This window comes from Micromonospora marincola (assembly GCF_056150385.1).
Genome location: NZ_JAXCFT010000012.1, coordinates 130,929 through 147,993, shown reverse-complemented (window position 1 = coordinate 147,993; position 17,065 = coordinate 130,929). Strand labels below are relative to the sequence as shown.

Here is a 17,065-nt window from a genome sequence, read left to right as displayed (position 1 = left end):
AGCAACCCCTTCGCCGGCAAAGCCAACAGCGGCGCCACCTGGACCAACGACATCAGCCACGGCGAACTCATCCGCACCACCGCCGACCAGACCTTCACCATCGACCCCTGCAACCTCCAACTCCTCTACCAAGGCCGCGCCACCAACTCCGGCGGCGACTACGGCCTCCTGCCCTACCGCCCGGGCCTGCTCACCCAGCAGCGCTGACGAGGCGGAGAGAGAAGTCATCAAGTACGTCCGCCCCGGCTACCAGCGGGTCGGCCTGACGAAGAGCTCCAAGGCGTCGCCGCTTGACGTGACCGCCCACTCCGGTGACGGGAAAATCACGCTGGTGATCCTCAACCGGTCGACAAGCGCGGCGAGTCAACCGGCAGGCGTGAACGGGAACCAGGTTTCCGTGAGCGTCGGCGCACGCAACATCTCCACCGTCGTGCTCACCCTCTGAGGACGGCCGGACCGGAGACGCAAGCAAAGAGCGGGGGCGGCCATTCCGGCCGCCCCCGCCTCGTGTCGCCAGGTCAGCTCGCGTACGTCTCGAACTCGCCGACCTTCGGCGTACCGCCGGAGCTGTTGATCTTGAAGTTGATCTTCTTCAGTGAGGTGGCGGCGAAGCTGATGGAGCCCGCCCCGCCGCCGGAGGCCAACACGGCCCCGGTGTCGTTGTTCACCAACTGCCAGGAGCCGATCGAACCCTGGGTGCCGGACGGCTCCCGGATGACCACCCGGGACACCACGGTCGCCGAGCCCCACTTGATCGAGATGGTGCCTGTCGAACCGGACGGCGACCACCAGGTGCCGAGGCTGCCGTCGCGCACGTCGCCGTAGCTGGTGCCGCTGGCCTTGCTGGAGCCGTCCGCGCCGGCGCCGGAGGCGAGGCTCAGGTTGGTCCCGCCGGACGGCGGCGGGGTGGTCGTCGGCGGCGGCGTGGTCGGCGCGGGCGTGGTCGGCGCCGGCGTGGTCGGTCCCGGCGTGGTCGGTCCCGGCGTGGGGGACTGCGGCGTGCAGTTGCCGTCGGACACCCGCAGGCCGGTGTTGGCGCCCGCCGTCTGCCGCACGATGTCCGGCACGCAGCTCGCCCCGTCCAGACGGTACGAGTAGGGGATGCTGACGGTGGTGGTGGACGTCGGGTTCGGCCCCGCCGGGTAGTTCTCGTTGCCGGTGGCGGACCAGGTCACGTTGTCGAAGATGTTGCCGCTGACCTGCCAGGTGCCGCGCTCGTTGGTGTAGAACGTGCCGAGCACGTCCTTGGAGTTGCGGAAGTAGTTGTTCTCCACCTTGGCCCGCGCCCCGGCCCGGGAGTTGATGCCGGACTCGTGCAGGCCCGAGTAGTGGTTGTTGTAGATGTGGGCGACGCCGCCGCGCAGCAACGGCGTACGGGAGTCGATGTTCTCGTAGAGGTTGTGGTCGAACGTGATGAAGCTGTTCGAGCGGTCGCTCTCACTCGACCCGATCAGGCCGCCGCGGCCGGAATTGCGCAGGATGCTGTAGGACAGGGTGACGTACTGGGTGTCGTCCTTCATGTCGAACAGGCCGTCGAAGCCCTCCGCCTCACCGCCCGACGCCTCAAGCGTCACGTGGTCGACCCAGATGTTGCGGACCGAACTCTCCATGCCGATGGCGTCGCCGCCGTTGGAGGTCGGCGAGCCCGACTTCTTGACGTTCCGCACGGTCACGTTCTGGATGATGATGTTGCGTGACTCGCGGATGTGGATGCCGAGCTGGTCGAAGACGGCGCCGCCGCCCACCCCGATGATGGTGACGTTGCTGATCTGCTTCAGCTCGATCACGCCGGCCGCCGTGTTGCAGCTCGAACCGGAGACCTTCGCGGTGTTGCCGTGGTTGATGGTGCCGCTGACCTCGATGATGATCGGGGTGCTGCTGCTGGCCCGGTTGCACAGCGCGGTGTGGATCGCGGTGCCGGTGGTGGCGCGTACCGTCTGCCCGCCCGCGCCGCCTGTGGTCCCGCCGTTCTGGGTCGCGTAGCCGGTGGCGGCGCCGGCCGCCGCCGACGCCTGGGGGGTCGGCAGGGCCACCGCGACCGCGACGCCCACCGCCGCCGTGGCCAGTGCCGCCTGTAGTCGCAGTGCGACTGATCGTTTCATTTTCGCCTCGCTTCGTATTCCGGGCATGCCAGAAGAGCCGGCTGTCGCCGAAAAGGGAAAGGTGAATTGCCGCGACGCGATCAGGCGCGCCGCCGGCCGCTCTCATTCATTCGCGGGGCCCGGCCCGCAAATGAAACATCGATGTAACGCAATCGTATGAAAGCGCTTTCGTGGATGGCAAGGGCTGGCGTTTGCAGGTTTTTTGCACTACCTCAGGCTCGCCCGGGGCCCCGGGCGAGCGTCGCGGCGGCGCTCGCGCACCTGGCGACCTCGGCGGCCACGTCGCGCGCCGCCGGCCGGTGCCGGACCTCGGCCGGCGCGAGACGGTCCGCCCGCACCAGGACCTTCGCCGCGCTCGCGGCGTCACCGACCAGGAGGTACGCCCGCGCGGCGTCCACCAGGTGCGCCGCGCGATGTTCCAGCGGCAACCACCGCCACCCCGCCCCGTCGACGACGGTCTCGTGGCGGACGACCGCCTCCGCGCCGTCACCCAACTCCACGGCGGCGACGACCCGCGCCACCTCCACGGCAGCCGGCCCGAACGCGGTCCGGTGGTGGTCGCACCCGTCGCCCACGCGGGCGGCCATCTCCCCCGCCTCATCCAGCAGGTCACCGGCCGCCCGTCCGTTGCCTGCCCGGGCCGCCGTCAGCGCCGCCTGCGCCAGCAGCGCCCCGCACAGCGACACCTCCCCCGGCGTACCGGAATCCAGGTCGCGTGGCGCGATCCGGTACGCGGCGGCCAGCAGCACCGACCGCGCCCGCGCCGACGCCCGCAACACCGGACCGAGCTGCACCGCCGCGCAGGCCAGCAACACCCGGTCCCCCGCCGCGACAGCCATCGCCCGATCCGCGGCCAACCACGCGAGGCCAGCCTCACTCAGCTTCGTCAGCAGCGCCGCCGTCACCCGGTACGCGTCCACCACCGCCGCACGGTCCGCCTGCGTATCCCGCGCCTGCCACCGTTGGACACCGGTCAGCAACGCCGGCAGTTGCTCGACCAACTGGGGATACCTGGCGTACTGGTAGGTGGTCCACGCGTGCCGCACCGCCTGGACCAACCGATCGGGCGGCTCGTCGTCGCGGGCCGGCGTCATCCCGTACGTGGACAGGGCCGCCCGGATGCGCGCGACGCCCCCGGTGCGCTCGGCCGTCCCGGCGGGCCGGGCGTCATCGCCGAGCAGGGTGGCGGCGTCGACCCGCAGCACCGCCGCGATCTCCCGGATCGTCGACACCCGTTCCAGCGACCGTACGCCGCGCTCGACCTTGTCCACCCAGCTCTTCGACTTGCCCAACCGGTCCGTGAACGTCTGCTGCGACAGCTTCCGGCGTACTCGCAGGTAGGCGACGCGCCGACCGATCGGCACCCGGTCACCGCTCACGACGCCACCGCCGATCCGGCACCGCCCGAGTCGTGTCGTCAACGGGTGTCCGTTCCGCCTCGGCCTGCGCGATGATCCGCTGCCGCGCCGCTTCCCGCTCGGCCCGTTCAGCCTGTTCGCCGCGGCTTTCGCTCTTTCCCATAAGTGCTCCCCCTGGACGCGGTGCCCGGCGAAGGACCCGCCTCCGTCGCGCCGGCTCAAAAACGCGGATCCGGTACGAATGCCTTCGCGCCTGTGATCGGGACGCTACGGAACGTGTACGGAGCGGCTGGAACGCTTACGCACCACTACTGCGTCGTGAGGCTCATTCGTTCGCAGAGCCCTCGCAGCTCGCTCGACGTGGCTCCCCCGCGCAGCAACGAACGCACTGTTTCCCGAGCCGAAACGGACGATCGGGCGTGCTGCGGGCCGACCCGTTCGGCGGCGAGCAGCATCCGCACCGCCTCCCGATCCCGTCCGACGGCCTCGGCGGCGCGTCCCATGTCGAGCCAGAAGTACACCTGTCGCACCGCCGGCAGGCCTGCCAGATCCACACCCGCCGCCACCCCCATGGCCTCCTCCGGCCGGCCCGTGTCGAGCAGGAACGCCATCCGCCACATCGCCACGTTCCGCGGACCCCAGGCGAGATCCCAACTGTCCGTCTCCCCGGTCCGCGCGGCGATCTGCGCCGCCTCGTCGAGATGGTCCTCGGCACCCGCCCGGTCCCGCAGGCCGGCGAGATGATGCGCCCGGGCGAGGTGTAGGAATCCCAACACGTCCAGCGCGCCGCGAGCCGCGCTGCCCGCGAGATCGGCCGCCGCCGCGTCGGACCACGCCCGAGCCGGCCGGTACGCCCCCGAGTAGGCGGACACCCGCGCCCGGTTGGCGGTCGCGACACCGGCCGCGACCGGATCGTCGAGCAGGACAGCCGCCTCGGCGCAGCGCTCCGCCGCCAGCCAGGCGTGAGCCGGATAGCTGACGCTCAGCAGGGAGCCCATCGCCACGCCGTACACCGGCACCATCTGCGCCAACGCCGCACGCCGGTCGGTCAGCCCGTGCATCGCGGGCACCAGGTCGACGAGCCGCCGCAACGCGCCCGCGTAGTCACACCGACCATAGAGTCCACGCACCAGCGTTGCCTCACGACGCACCTGCTCGACCGTGGCCGGCGCGTCGGGCCGCCCGCTCATCGGCGTGTCCATCATGGTCCGCCAGATTCGCTCCGCGTCGATGCGCGCGGCGTCGAGCTGCCGATCGGCCGGCGTGTACGCCTGCCCGGTCAGGTCCACCACCGAGCATTCGAGTGCGGCGGCCAGGTCAACGATCATGTACCTGTCGGTACGCTGCTGCCCACGTTCGATCCGGGACCAGGACGTGTGGGAGACGCCGGCGCGGCTGGCCGCGTAGCGGATGCTCCAACCGCGCAACTCCCGGCGGGCACGGATGCGGTCGCCGATAGACGGATCGGCGGGGATGGGACGGCGAGGCATCAGCGGCGCTCCCAGACCACACGAGAAACCCTGCCGATCACTTTCCGGCAGGCTGCCACAACGGACGGTACACCGGTAGGTACGAGAGCGCGTTGAGCCGTACCGATCGACGGTCACAAACTCTCGGCCTGGTTCTGCGCGAGGTGGAGAAGGCGGGCGTCAGATGACCACATCGGGTGAGGCATGCCCGCGCGCTGTGGCGAAGACCCGGCGCGGGCCATCGATCTCCGCGAAGAAGGAGTGACACGACGGCGGGATGAACGTGGCCCAGGGCGTACCCGCCGCCACCTTCGCCCTGATGGCGGTCGTGGTCAGCACGTCGGCCGCCGCCAGGTCGGCGAAGACGTGCACCTGCTCACCCCGGGAACGCCACACCGTCTCCTTCGCGGCCTCGAATGTGTCCTTCGCGGTCAGGCAGATCAGTCGCTTCGGCGGGTAGATCTGCGCCACGGACTGCCAGTCGAGGTCGTGGCGGGGCGCGATGAGCAGGGCCACTCGATCAGCAATGCCCTCGCCCTCCAGCGCCATCCGCATCAGGGTGAACCGTTCCCAGACCGTCAGTGGATTGCGGCCCGGATCGTATGCCGTCTCCGCGAGGTGGCCGTAGTCGTCGGTTGTCGACCGCCAACCGAAGTGGGTGCTCAGCACCGCGACATGGGGAAGCGGCAGGGCTGCCAGGCTGTGCCTCAGTACCGCCAGGTGCCCGATGTGCGGCGGCTGGAACCGCCCCGTCCACACGGCGTGGAGTCGCCCGTCCATCGGTCAGTCTCCTACCGGCGGCATCGGTCCGACCAGGTCAGCGAGAGCGGCGCCGGTCGACGCCAGCAGGCGGGGAAGGCAGCCGTTGGTCGAGAAGTTGTGGTCAGCGCCTTCGATGGTCACTTGCCGATCAGGCGGGATCGGCGTCAGGTCCATCCCCGCGGTGTACCTGTCGTTCCCGGCCAACCAGACACGGCCGACATTCTCACTGAGGGCGTCCCAGGCGGCGCCCGACTCGTCGATCATGTCGCGGCGCAGTTCGAGCCCATGCCGGAAGGTCCGCCCGGTGCGCTCCAATTCGTCGAGTTGCCGCCGCGGCAGGAACTCCCGGGCCAGGTCGACAAGCCGGCACAACGGCGCGAGACACCAGACCGACCAATCCTGGTCACCGGCCTGGTCCCGCGCCCGCAACGCGGTCGCTCCGCCCATGGAGTGGCCCACCAGCAGCAGCGACGAGGAGCGTCGAGCGGCCCATTCCGCGACGATCTCGACCGACCGCACCTCGGACGTGAAGTCGCGGAAGACAGGTGTCGAATCCCCGGACCCGAGCGGGTCGATCGTCAGTGTCTCGAAACCCTGCCAGGCCCAGGCGTGAGCCAGCCGGTTGTAGAGCCCGTACGGGCCGTGCCGGGAACTGCCGAAGTAGCCGGGGATGACGACGATGGTCCGGCGGCTCGCCGCCCAGCTCGGCGCATGCCTGGTCACGGCCACCGCGCCGTCGGGTGACGCTATGCGGAGCTGGTCGATGTCGGGCCATGAATCACGCGGAAAGGCGGGAGTGGCCGACCAGGCGTCTCCCTCGCCCCGCCACACCCGGGCGCTCCCGTTGGGGGTGGCCAGGTAGCGGTAGCGGGCATCGCTGGGCAGAACGCCGTTGAGCAGGTGGGCGAGCATGAGAACCGTCGAACTGCTGCCCACCACCAGACGGTTGGGGCACCGGTCCCGGCCCTCTTTCCGCCACCACGTCACGAGTCGCCGCTCAAGATCGTAGGCGGTCTCGGCCCCGGGGATGTCCAGGTCGACCGCGCTGATCACCCGTGCCCGGAACCGGTCGAGCGACCGGTGCGTTCCAGGGTGGGCGGTCCGCAGTTCCGCTGTCGACCTGCCGGCGGCCACCCCGAGGTCGACGGCGGGCAGGTCGAGTTCGCCCTCGTACCGAACCCCGAGTTCCCGTGCGAGCAGTTGTGCTGAGACGACGGCCTGCGCGGTGGGTGTCGCGACGACGGCTGTCACGCCGACCGCGGCGGCGTGACATCGCGCGCGCCAGTCGCGCGACCTGCTCTTGGCCGCGCTCGGTGACAGACGCGAGAGCGGATGCGCCGTGGATGTCGCGGAGGTTCTTCTCGGTCTCGACATGACGGGCAAGGACGATGGCTGCCATCCGTTGCCCGCCCGTTACGAGATCGCCAGCGGGCCGGCGTTCGACAGAAGCCGCTCGGCCATGATCAGGGCCGTCAGGTAGTAGAAAGTGGTGACCTTTGCGGTCCCGCTCAACGTACGCCGCAGGGTCACCGGCCGCCTCCCGGTTACAAACATGAATGGATCGCTGATGCTACCGGTGCGGCGCTCCTGGTCCGAAGTCGTCTTTCCGACTCGCTGCCGGCGTCACAAGCATCCGGCGCGAGGCGGGTGGGCGAAGATCAGGCTCCGCCGCCGGTGGTCCCGGCGGCGGAAACCGCCACAGGCTATCGGCGCACCAACAGGTCGATCACGCCGGTCACGCCCTCCGCGTCCTTGCCCTCGGCGAGGCGGCGGCGCATCAACTCGAAGTAGGGGTTGAGCAACTCCGGGCTGACGCCCTGCTGCTCGGCGGTGTCCAGGAACGTCGGCACGCCTGCCACCTGCATGGCGAGGGTGGAGACGACACCCTTGGTGTAGTCACCGCTGCGCAGGTGGCCGGCGGTCTGGTGGACCGAGGGGACCATCGCGGTCAGCCAGTTGGCCAGCAGCGGGGCGAGCGAGGCGGGGTCGATGTCCTCGCTACGGATCAGCGCGAAGGCGTGCGCGGCGCCGGCGAACATGCCGTACATGGCGCTGAGCAGGGCCACGTCGTACAGGGCCGCGAAGCCGGCGTCCGCGCCGACGTAGGTGGTGCCGGCCGGGACGGCGAGCGTCTCCCGGTACTGCTCGAAGACCTCCGCCGAGCCGCTGTAGAGGATGTAACCACCGGCTGCCGGGACGCCGATCATCGGGGGGACTGCCATGATCCCGCCGTCCAGGTAGCGGGCGCCGCGCTCGTGGGCCCACTCGGCGCGGGCACGGGCCTGGGCGGGGGTGCTCGTGGTCAGGTTGACCAGGTCCCGGCCGGTCAGGTCGACGTCGCCCAGCACATGGCCGAGCGAGGCGTCGTCCAAGAGGCAGGTGACGACAAGGGTGTTCGCCGCGACCGCGTCGGCGGCGGTGCCGGCGACTCGCGTACCGTCGCCGCCGAGCGCCGAGGCGCGGGCCGGGGTGCGGTTCCAGACGGTGAGTGGGTGGCCGGCGGCGATCCAGGAACGGGCCAGTGCGGTGCCCATCGCGCCGAGGCCCAACAGCGTTACGGAGGTCTTGCTCACAGTGTTCGGTACCATACTGTTCATGCTGGTCGCTGGCCCGACGATCATCAAGTACGCACTTCGGAGTGGGTGCTTACCCTGGAGTGAGCGAGCCGGCCGGAGGGTGGGGGTATGACGACCTTGAACCGGCCGGGCGCGCCGGACGGGCACACGTGCGGGATCGACGCCGCGATGGAGGTCATCGGCGGCAAGTGGAAGGTTTTGATCCTCTGGGCGCTCCACGAGCACCCGCGCCGCCGCTTCGGCGAGTTGCGCCGGCTCCTCCCGGGGGTCACCGAGAAGGTGTTGGCCTCGCACCTGCGTGAGATGGAGGCGGACGGCATCGTGCTCCGGGTCTCCTACGACGAGGTGCCGCCCCGCGTCGAATACTCGCTCACCGACGACGGCAGGCGCGTCAACGAGGCGCTCCGGCCGCTGGCCGCGTGGGGGCGCGAGCGGCGGGCCGCTCGCCGGCCGGAGGTCCGGACGGGCTAGCACTCCAAGTCACTTGGCCTGTCTGCGCTGGTAGTGGGGCCGGCGGGCTCGGGCTTGGGATGTTCGTCGCCAGATTGACCAGTGCAGGGTGTGTTCTGGCGGGAGCGATGCGGCGAGGACGAAGGCGTTGAGGAGTCGACGGATCTCGGCGACGGTCAACGCGATGATCTCCGGGTCGGTGTCGGGCTGCTGAGCGGCGAGGGCGGTCAGGGCGGTCAGGGCGGTCAGGGCGGTCAGGGCAAGGGTGATGAACCGGTGCCAGATGGTCCAGCCGCGGACCTGGTAGTGGTCGAGGCCGACTTGGCCTTTGCCGGTCTGGGATGCCGCCCACGAGACGCTGTCGGGCAGTATGCTCTGCCGGCCGGATCCCGCTAGATCAACTACGGACGTGACCCGATAGTGAACACCCACAAGAACCTGTCCCGGGCAGCCGTCGCCGTCGCGCTACTGGCCACCCCGTCGCTGGCCGCCTGCGACTCGACGCCCGCCACCCCCACGGACAGCGGCTGCCCCGACGTCATCCGCGCCGCCCGCCCGCAAGCTCCGGATGCCTGACACGCTGCTCGGCCTGCCGAGGAACATGGGCCGCGTGGTCGTCGACGCGGCCAAGCAGCAACTCGACACGTTGAAGCGGGACGTGGCGCCCGCGACAAGCGCCGTCGGCTGGGCCTACGGCACCAACGACCCGGACACCGACATGGTGTTCATCACCGGCGTCTCCGGCACCGTCACCGACCAGCAGGGGATGGTCGACCGCTCTCTCCAGCCGTACCGCATCGAGTCGCACAAGCCGGTCGAACCCGGTGAGCTCGGCGGCATGGCCCACTGTGGTCGGGGGCGTTCGGGCGACGGAAGCTACCTCGTCGCCTGCGCGTGGGCCGACGACCAGACCGTGGGCATCGTCGCCTTCGTCTCGACCCGACCGCAGGGCGACCTGACGCCCGACTTCCTCAAGGTACGGAAGGCCATGACCGAACCAGCCGCGTAACCCCTCCGACGGCGCCTCCCCCAAGATCCCAGGCAGCACCATCGATCTTGGACTTGTGGCGCCAAGGTTTGCGTCTTCCACGCCTTTCGCGAGGTACCACAACCCCAAGATCGACCGGCCCGCATGCGCGACCCACCGCCTCCGACGCAGTGATCATGAGGTTGACGGCGGTGTTGATCTCCGTTGATGCCGCCAACCTCATGATCGACACGAGCGGCCGATCGTGGCGGCGGCCTCCGGATGGCGGGCGACCTGGGTGACCACCTGGCGAACCGCCAGCCGGTGCGGTCCGCCCGGACAAGCGCCTTCGCCGCGCTCTCGGTGTCACCACCATGAGGTACGCCCGCACGGCGTCCACCAGATGCAGGGCAGGGTGGGGTCCAGCACGGGTGTCTACGGCGCCGTGACACGCCAACGGCGTTGCACCCGCCGGCCGGTTCGACGAGGTAGGTGACACGTTCCGTTGGTAGCGCGTGGCATCAGCGGTGATCACGGTGCCGCGCAGGTCCCTGATCCGGTCGAGCAGCGGCGCGAACCGCGAGATCAGCGATGACGAAAGCGCGGCCCGAGGTGTTAGATGGGGCCCCTTCTATACCGGAGGCGTTAACAAGGGGCCCCGCCTTACCTCACGTCGGGGGCGGGGAGGCGGCGGATCAGGCGCTGCCCGATGAAGGTCCGCCACACCCGCTCGGCGACCGTCGGCTCGACGATCCAGAGCCGGCGCTGCGCGTCGGCGAGGGTGAGCGGCGCGGCGAAGAGATCCAGGAACAGCCGGCTGCTGCGGTTGAGCGCGAACACCTGACCGTCGGCCCGCCGGAACAGGTGCCGGCCGGCCGGCAACTCGCCCGTGCCGTCCTGGTCGTCCGACTGGATCCGCCGGTACGCCTCCCGCAACTGCTCGTCGTCGTGGTCGACGAAGCAGCCGTTGGCGAGGAACTCGGTGCCGTCGTCGGAGTCCAGCCGGACCCGGTCGTCGGCGAGCACGCCGCGCACCGTCGTGCCGTAGCGGTCGTGGTAGAAGAACGTGTGCGGGGTGTCGGTGGAGCCCAGCCACGGGCGGTGGAAGTGCCCGGGGTTCAGGTCGGCCTTCGCCCGGGCCACGTCCTCGCGCGCGGCCTCGGTCACCGGCTCGTCGTACCGCAGGACCCGGACGATGTCCGAGCCCTCCACCGGCCGCACGTTGGTGAGGCCGAACCGCTCCGGCTCCTTCGCGACGATGGCGCCCGGAGTCAGCATGAAGTCGCCGAGCCCGCCGAGGGTCCACAGGTCCGGGTTGTCGCGCAGGAACGTGATGCTGTCAAGCGCCTCCTCCCGGGTCTCGGTGGGGAAACCGGTGAAGCCCATCATCTGCACCCCGATGTTGGCCTTGGTCATCGCCGTCATGGTGCGGCGTACCTGCTCCGGCCGGGTGCCCTTGTCGATCAGGTCGAGGATGCGCTGGTTGCCGGACTCGAAGCCGACCGAGATGGCCACGCAGCCGCTGCGCCGCAACAGCTCGCAGCGCTCGTCCGACCAGTACTTCTCCAGCCGGATCTCGGCGCCCCAGCGGAAGTCCAGCCCCCGCTCGACGACACGTTCGGCGAAACGCAGGATGGTGGCGGGAGCGAGCACGTCCACCGAGAAGTAGATGAACTTGGCGAACTTCGACAGCTCGGTGACATCCGCGAGCATCGTGTCCACCGTGTCCTGCCGCCACGGGCTGGTCGGGCCGTCGGTGTTCAGGCCGTAGTCGCAGAACGTGCACTTGTTCCAGTAGCAGCCCCGCGTCGGCGAGTAGTAGACGAACCGCTCCGGGCTGAGATAGAGGTCCCACGGCAGTCCGGAGAAGTCCGGGACCGGCACCTGCGCCAGGCGCTCGTAGCGCAGGGGGAGCTGGCGCTGGCGGCCGTACTTCGGGTGCAGGCGGACGTTGGGATGCCCGGCCGGCAGGGTGCCCGTCGCCACCGCGTCGAGGATCTCCGTGTACGCGCTCTCCCCCTCCCCGACGACGATCGCGTCGAAGTCGGCGAGCACCTGGAAGACGTACTCGGGCCGGCTTGCGCACTTCCAGACGTCGGAGATCTCGGTGCCGCCGGCGATGAGGAAGACGTCCGGGCAGGCGCGCCGGACGAGCCGGGCGATCCAGAGCGCGAACGGGAGCTGCCACTGGTAGGTGGCGCTGATCCCGATCACCTGGTGCCCGCCCGCGGCCAGCCGGGGGATCAGCACGTCCTCGTAGTAGGGCTGGAAGGGCCGGTTGAGCCGGCCGAGCAACGTCTCGTCGGTGAGCGCGGCGACCGAGCCGATCGACATCATCGGCGGCGGGTGGAGCCGGAAACCGGCCCGGAACTGCCCGGGGAACCCGACCGCGCCGAGCGCGTCCATCCAGGAGATCACGCCCTCGACGGCGTCCTGGTAGTACGAGTAGTCGTAGAACAGGGTCGGGTCCTGCAACACCCCGATCGACCGGCGCAGCCGCTCCGGGTCGGGCTCGGGCAGGCCGAGCTGGTTCGCCCGGGCCATCAACGCGTCCGGGCCGCTGAGGTCGGCCGTCGAGCGTCGGGACAGCTCCCGCCGCAGCCACTCGTACGCCGACGGGGTGTAGGAGTGGTGGAACGCCTCGATGTTGGCGTCGATGATCTCCGCCGGCCGGTGTCCCTGCGCCCGCGCGTACGAGTCGAGGTAGTTCAGGGAGTGGTATCCCGAGGTGGGATCGGTAAGCGGGGGGTAGATCAGTGCCGCGTTCACCATGCCGCTCATCGACTCCTCCTCAACCGACCCGGGCCGCGGAACCGGCCAGGGTCTCCTCCGGCGCACGCTGCGCCACCGCCGGCAGCCGTGGGGCGCCGAACGCCTTGACGTACGCCACGAACGGTTCGGCGGCATACCGGAACGCCGCCAGGTCGACGAAGCCCCGGTCCCACGCCGCCGCCTCCAGCCCGTCGCCGCCGCAGCCCCACAGCCCGGCGAAGCACTCGTCCACGACCTCGGTGCGGAAGTGCAGCCGACCACCCGGGCGGCGGTGCCCCGTCGTACGCGGGACGAGCGTCTCGTTCAGCGACGCCGCGGTCGCCGCGACCTGCCGGGCCGCGGCGAGCATCGCGGGGGTACGCAGCGGCGCCGCGACCATCCACAGCGCCAGGCTGCGGTAGGGCGTGGTGCCGAAGGCCCGCACCAGCACCCGCAGCACCGCCTCGCGACAGTCGAGGGCGCGTTCGCTCCCGGTCAGCCAGTCGGACCCGGTCGGCGCCGGGTGGGTCAGTCCGCGTCGGCGGGCGACCTCGTGTGCGCGGTCCTCGACCGTCGGGTCGGCGAGGTCGGTCCCGGCCAGTCCGGCCAGCACGGCCCGCCGGTGCCAGGCCGGCGCCTCGGGGTGCGCCAGCATCAGCACCGCGGCGGCGTCCCGGTCGCTGACCCGGTGCCCGCCGACCGACTCCCCGGCGAACCGCGCCCGCCAGCTGTCGAGGAAGCGGGTGTGCAGGTTGTCGATCGGCTGGTCACCGGCGTGGGCCGGGCACAGCTCGGGCGCGTCGCGCGCCGCCATCGACAGCAGCGTCCGGGCGTCGGCGCTCTTGGCGTCCCACGGGTTGCGCCGGTGCCAGGTCAGGAACCGGTCCACGGTGGCCGCCGCGCCGGGCGGCGCGGTGTGCGCCAGCGCGCGGTACGACCGCCGCCGGAACGGCAGGTCCCGGGCGGTGTCGAGCAGCAGCGTGGCCTCGGCGTCGCTGAGCACACCGGCGGCGACGGCGCGGCGCAGCGCGACCCGGATGTTGACGAGCGGTTCGCTCAACCCGCGATGGCCCTCCTCAGCGGGCCCGTGCACGACCGCCACCTCGTCGTCGCCGGTGACCACGCCGTCGCGGTAGAGCCGGAACACCTCGCCCACGCCGCGCATCCCGAACTGCCACAGCTCGGCGGCGCGCAGCGCGCCCATGCTGCCGGCGCCGGCCACCGTCACCCCCCGGGCGAGCAGGTCGAGGATCTCCCGGTGGCGGACCGGCGGGTGTTGCAGGAAGAAGCCGTCGACGACGAGGACCCGGTCAGCGGGGCCGACGTCCAGGCGCAGCAGGTCGCCGTGCGCCACAGGTGGCAGCACCACCGCGTCGGGCAGCAGCCGACCGACCTCGTCGGTCGGCAGGCTCGGACCGATGAAGACGACGTCAGTCACGTGGCACTCCCGGTCGGGTACTCAGGGCCCGCTCGTCGAACATCCGCAGGCCGGGGGCGAACACCTTGCTCACCGGAATGCCGATGTCGTCGTGCGTCAGGTCGACGCTGAACGGCTCGACACCGGTGATCCGCCGTACCCGCGACGCCAGCTCGCGCAGCACCTGGGTGACGTCGCCGGCGGGCGGCGGGTCCCGGCGGACCGGCCGGACGGGCCGGTCGACGGTGGGTGGCGGCACCGGCGCGGCGCCGACGTCGCGGTAGGCGGTGGCGTCGATGTCGTCCCGTGCCCCGGAGATCATGACCAGTCGCGACTGCGCCGCCTCCGCCATCGCCCGGCCGACGGCGATCTCCGGGTCCACGTGGCAGCCGAAGCCGCCGAAGGTGACCGGCAGGTCCTCCGACCAGATCGAGGCGGCGTAGCAGGGCACGCCGACGGCGTTGGTGATGTCGCAGACCTCCACCCAGCAGCCGGCCCGCACCAGCGCCCCGTGCACGGCGCGGGTCATCGCGTTGGTGGCGGTGCCCGGGTCGGCGTAGACCCGTTCGGACAGCGGGGAGGTGCAGTACGGGGCGATGCAGTCGCGTTCGACGACTTCCAGCAGGGCGTGCAGGCTGGCCTCGGCGAAGGTGTTCCCCGTGGCGAGCCCGTTGCTGCTGGGCGTGAACAGGGCGCGGTCCCAGCCCCGCCGGACGGTGAAGTCGAGTTCGATGGTGGCGCGGGGCACCAGGTAGTCCGCGCCGGTCACCAGACCGCGGCCGGCCACCCAGTCGAGTTCGACGGCGGAGGTCAGGGGCGACCGTTCCGCCAGGTGCAGCCAGCGGACGTCGTACGGCAGGTCGAGCGCCTCGGCCGGGGACCTGACGACGGTCCCCGGCCGGAGGTTCTCGGCGTGCCAGGACTCGATGCTCTCCATCACCGCGCTGACCCGGGCCTGCGTCGCCGTGGCGCCGGTGCCGACGCTCACCGCCATGGTCGCGCCGACCGGCCGGTAGGCGACGTGCACCGGGAGGCCGATCTCGTCGAGCCGGGTGATGTCGGCGACCCGGGTGATCCGGAACCTGTCGAGCATGCCGCCGACCCGTTCCCAGGTCTGCTCCACGGTGGCCGTCCGGTAGGTGCCGGATCGGAAGGCGATGGTCTCGGTCGTGTCAGTCATCGAGGCTCCCGGCGGGGGGTGGGAACTCAGACGATGAGGACGGCGATGATGTTGACGTTGTTGTCGGCGACCGGGGCCACGCCACCGGCGACGGTCTCCAGTTCGGCCTCGGTCAGCTCGTTGAGGTCGACAAGCGGCACCTCCGGCACGTGCAGCACGTGCCGACCGGGCGTGCCGGACCAGTCGGCGACGATCTGGTCCTTGGTGTAGAGCGTGGCGGGCTGGGCGCGGTCGACCTCGACGGTGGCGCCGGGGGCGACCGGAAGGCCGGCGGCGGTCGCGTACGCGGTCGGGTCGGCGAGGAGCCGCTGCAGTTCCTCGTCGCTGCGCCACACCGCGGTGACCAGTTCCGAGTACTTCGTCACGAACCTCGCGCCGTATTCCTGTTCGTCGTTGCTCATCGTTCGGTCCTTTCCTCGGGGGGTCGCTACGGGAGGAGGGTTAATCGGTGTGGCGAGAACGCTAGGAATAGCGGTGTTCGACAATCAAGCTTTTCTTCCGGCTGCCATCAGAATGTGCCGTGCCACCCGCTGGGCGGCAGACATCGGTGTCAGGTGCAGCAGCACGGGCAGCAGCAGGCGCAACTGGAGTCCAGGCCGGCGACGACGCTGTCCAGCTCGTCCTCGGCCAGCTCCGCCTCGGCCACCGGCAGCAGCGACGGCACGAAGAGCGCGAAGGCGCCGGTGGCCACCGCCCGCTCCCACGACTCGACCTGCACCTCCAGGTCCGGATCGGCGTCGGCAACGTCCCGCACCACCCGGACCTGCACCTCTTCGGGCAGTTCAAGCCCGTAGTCGGCGAGGAATCCGCGCGGATCCGCATCGAGCGCCTGTTCCCTGGCCGGGTCGGCCCAGACGTCGGCGACGAGTCGGCTGTACGCGGCCACGAAGACCGCTCGATCGACAGGTGTCACACCCCTGCTCCCTTCGACAGCGGGCCGGCGGCGACGACACCGCCGGCGACCACAGGCAGCGCGGGAGGTTCCGGGCCGCCGGTTCGCTTCATCGTGGGGCACCGGTGGAGCCGGTCCGCCCGGAGCGCGGGAATTTCATCGAATGTGGCCGCGAAAGGGTCGCACCGCGGCGAAAGCCGGGTAATGGGGAATGAGCGACGGGCGGCGGTTAGCGATTCTAAATGACTCACATCACTGTTAACAAGTAGTAATTCCTCGCCTGTCACCCGACCGGTGCCCACACCTACGCTGCGATCGTCGAACCGTTCACCGTGACAGCGGTTCGACGACGCGCCGTGTTCCGTCACCGAGTGTTGCCGGAGGCCACCGTGACCATCGACGAGGTGACGACGACGCCCGGCGGCCCGGCCGGGTACACCGTGGAGGAACTCGCCCGCAAGGTCGGGATGTCACCGCGCAACATCCGCGCCCACCAGGCCCGCCGGTTGTTGCCCCCACCGGTGCGGCACGGTCGGGCCGCGCTCTACGACGACTCCCACGTGCGCCGGCTGGACGCGATCCTCGCCCTGCAGCGGCAGGGCTTCAACCTCGTCTCCATCGAGGCGATGCTCGGGGTGCGGGCGCGGGACGAGGCGTCCGACGGACTGACCGCGATGCTGCAACGGCTGACCGCCGACCGCCCCGCGCTGGCCCACGCGCTGACCCGGCACGGCGTGATCGGACGGACCACCGACGGCACCGTACGCACCGTCCGGCCGCGCCCGCTGCGCGCCGCGCTGGACCTGCACCGGGTACGGGTGGGCACGGCGCCGGCCCTGCAGACCCTCAGCGAGGTGCTGGACAGCCTCCGGCCGGTGGCCGACGAACTTGTCGCCGCCGTCACCGCGCGGTTGCTGGCCCTCGCGCCGGAACTGGCACACGGCGGCGCCCGGTCCTCCTGGGCCGACCTGGACCGCGAGACACTGCTGCTGACCCAGGGTGTGGTGAACGTGCTGAGCGAGGCGTTCCGGCTGGCCGTGGAGAACCAGGCGGAGGCGCACGTCGCGGAACTGCTGGAGAACCACCTCGACACGGACGTGTGCCTGGAGGACAGCAGCGTGATCGACAACGGCTGACCGTG

At 70.8% G+C, this 17,065-nt stretch carries 17 protein-coding genes and 1 pseudogene; 6 read left to right on the top strand and 12 right to left on the bottom strand.

All coding sequences use genetic code 11. The features are described from left to right. Together SM450_RS23115 and SM450_RS23110 are read left to right on the top strand one after the other, a co-directional pair. A partial coding sequence (locus SM450_RS23115; protein WP_474621845.1) for a non-reducing end alpha-L-arabinofuranosidase family hydrolase occupies positions 1–207 on the top strand: 207 nt, incomplete at its 5' end. 19 nt (positions 208–226) lie between these two features. Then, on the top strand, positions 227–445 hold the full coding sequence (locus tag SM450_RS23110) for a glycoside hydrolase family 30 beta sandwich domain-containing protein (protein ID WP_474621856.1): 219 nt from the start codon (positions 227–229) through the stop codon (positions 443–445). 73 nt (positions 446–518) lie between these two features. Here the strand turns inward: SM450_RS23110 and SM450_RS23105 are convergent, their stop codons facing one another. The 6 genes from SM450_RS23105 to SM450_RS23080 all read right to left on the bottom strand — a co-directional run bounded on the left by SM450_RS23105 (position 519) and on the right by SM450_RS23080 (position 8,264). Beyond that, positions 519–2,102, bottom strand: coding sequence for a pectate lyase family protein (locus SM450_RS23105; RefSeq protein ID WP_474621844.1), 1,584 nt, complete (start codon positions 2,100–2,102; stop codon positions 519–521). Positions 2,103–2,314: 212 nt separating this feature from the next. Further along, positions 2,315–3,481, bottom strand: coding sequence for a helix-turn-helix domain-containing protein (locus SM450_RS23100; protein ID WP_474621843.1), 1,167 nt, complete (start codon positions 3,479–3,481; stop codon positions 2,315–2,317). 287 nt (positions 3,482–3,768) lie between these two features. Further along, positions 3,769–4,917: a helix-turn-helix domain-containing protein gene (locus tag SM450_RS23095; RefSeq protein WP_474621855.1), complete on the bottom strand. Its 1,149-nt coding sequence runs from the start codon at positions 4,915–4,917 to the stop codon at positions 3,769–3,771. A 192-nt stretch (positions 4,918–5,109) separates the two neighbouring features. After that, on the bottom strand, positions 5,110–5,709 hold the full coding sequence (locus tag SM450_RS23090) for a hypothetical protein (protein WP_474621842.1): 600 nt from the start codon (positions 5,707–5,709) through the stop codon (positions 5,110–5,112). A gap of 3 nt (positions 5,710–5,712) precedes the next feature. Continuing rightward, positions 5,713–7,065 carry an alpha/beta fold hydrolase gene (locus tag SM450_RS23085; RefSeq protein WP_474621841.1) on the bottom strand — a complete coding sequence of 451 codons (1,353 nt, stop codon included), beginning with the start codon at positions 7,063–7,065 and terminating at the stop codon, positions 5,713–5,715. A gap of 329 nt (positions 7,066–7,394) precedes the next feature. Beyond that, positions 7,395–8,264: an NAD(P)-dependent oxidoreductase gene (locus SM450_RS23080; protein WP_474621840.1), complete on the bottom strand. Its 870-nt coding sequence runs from the start codon at positions 8,262–8,264 to the stop codon at positions 7,395–7,397. 111 nt (positions 8,265–8,375) lie between these two features. On the opposite strand from SM450_RS23080, the gene SM450_RS23075 reads away from it, so the two are divergent. Beyond that, positions 8,376–8,738: a winged helix-turn-helix transcriptional regulator gene (locus SM450_RS23075; protein ID WP_474621839.1), complete on the top strand. Its 363-nt coding sequence runs from the start codon at positions 8,376–8,378 to the stop codon at positions 8,736–8,738. A gap of 9 nt (positions 8,739–8,747) precedes the next feature. Here the strand turns inward: SM450_RS23075 and SM450_RS23070 are convergent. Further along, positions 8,748–9,056: pseudogene (locus tag SM450_RS23070) on the bottom strand (IS701 family transposase); the annotation flags it as partial. Between the two features lie 81 nt (positions 9,057–9,137). On the opposite strand from SM450_RS23070, the gene SM450_RS23065 reads away from it, so the two are divergent. Together SM450_RS23065 and SM450_RS23060 are read left to right on the top strand one after the other, a co-directional pair. After that, positions 9,138–9,293 (top strand): hypothetical protein, encoded by a 156-nt coding sequence (locus SM450_RS23065; RefSeq protein ID WP_474621838.1) that lies wholly within the window; start codon positions 9,138–9,140, stop codon positions 9,291–9,293. Next, positions 9,286–9,726 carry a hypothetical protein gene (locus SM450_RS23060; protein ID WP_474621837.1) on the top strand — a complete coding sequence of 147 codons (441 nt, stop codon included), beginning with the start codon at positions 9,286–9,288 and terminating at the stop codon, positions 9,724–9,726. The genes SM450_RS23065 and SM450_RS23060 overlap by 8 nt, the downstream gene beginning before the upstream one ends. Positions 9,727–10,347: 621 nt before the next feature. Here the strand turns inward: SM450_RS23060 and SM450_RS23055 are convergent. From SM450_RS23055 to SM450_RS23035, 5 genes are all read right to left on the bottom strand, one after another. Next, the gene (locus SM450_RS23055; RefSeq protein ID WP_474621836.1) at positions 10,348–12,465 is read right to left on the bottom strand and encodes a B12-binding domain-containing radical SAM protein; all 2,118 of its coding nucleotides are present in this window, start codon (positions 12,463–12,465) and stop codon (positions 10,348–10,350) included. Positions 12,466–12,475: 10 nt separating this feature from the next. Further along, a complete protein-coding gene (locus SM450_RS23050) occupies positions 12,476–13,873 on the bottom strand; it encodes a TfuA-like protein (RefSeq protein WP_474621835.1) in 1,398 nt (465 codons plus the stop codon). Next, on the bottom strand, positions 13,866–15,032 hold the full coding sequence (locus tag SM450_RS23045; RefSeq protein ID WP_474621834.1) for a YcaO-like family protein: 1,167 nt from the start codon (positions 15,030–15,032) through the stop codon (positions 13,866–13,868). The genes SM450_RS23050 and SM450_RS23045 overlap by 8 nt, the downstream gene beginning before the upstream one ends. Before the next feature lie 26 nt (positions 15,033–15,058). Continuing rightward, positions 15,059–15,433, bottom strand: a complete 375-nt coding sequence (locus SM450_RS23040; RefSeq protein WP_474621833.1) for a hypothetical protein — start codon at positions 15,431–15,433, stop codon at positions 15,059–15,061. Positions 15,434–15,582: 149 nt separating this feature from the next. Then, complete coding sequence (locus tag SM450_RS23035; protein WP_474621832.1) at positions 15,583–15,945, bottom strand: hypothetical protein; 363 nt, start codon at positions 15,943–15,945, stop codon at positions 15,583–15,585. A 368-nt stretch (positions 15,946–16,313) separates the two neighbouring features. Here SM450_RS23035 and SM450_RS23030 point away from each other — a divergent pair, with 368 nt between their 5' ends. Further along, positions 16,314–17,060, top strand: coding sequence for a MerR family transcriptional regulator (locus SM450_RS23030; RefSeq protein WP_474621831.1), 747 nt, complete (start codon positions 16,314–16,316; stop codon positions 17,058–17,060). The last annotated feature ends 5 nt before the right edge of the window (positions 17,061–17,065 follow it).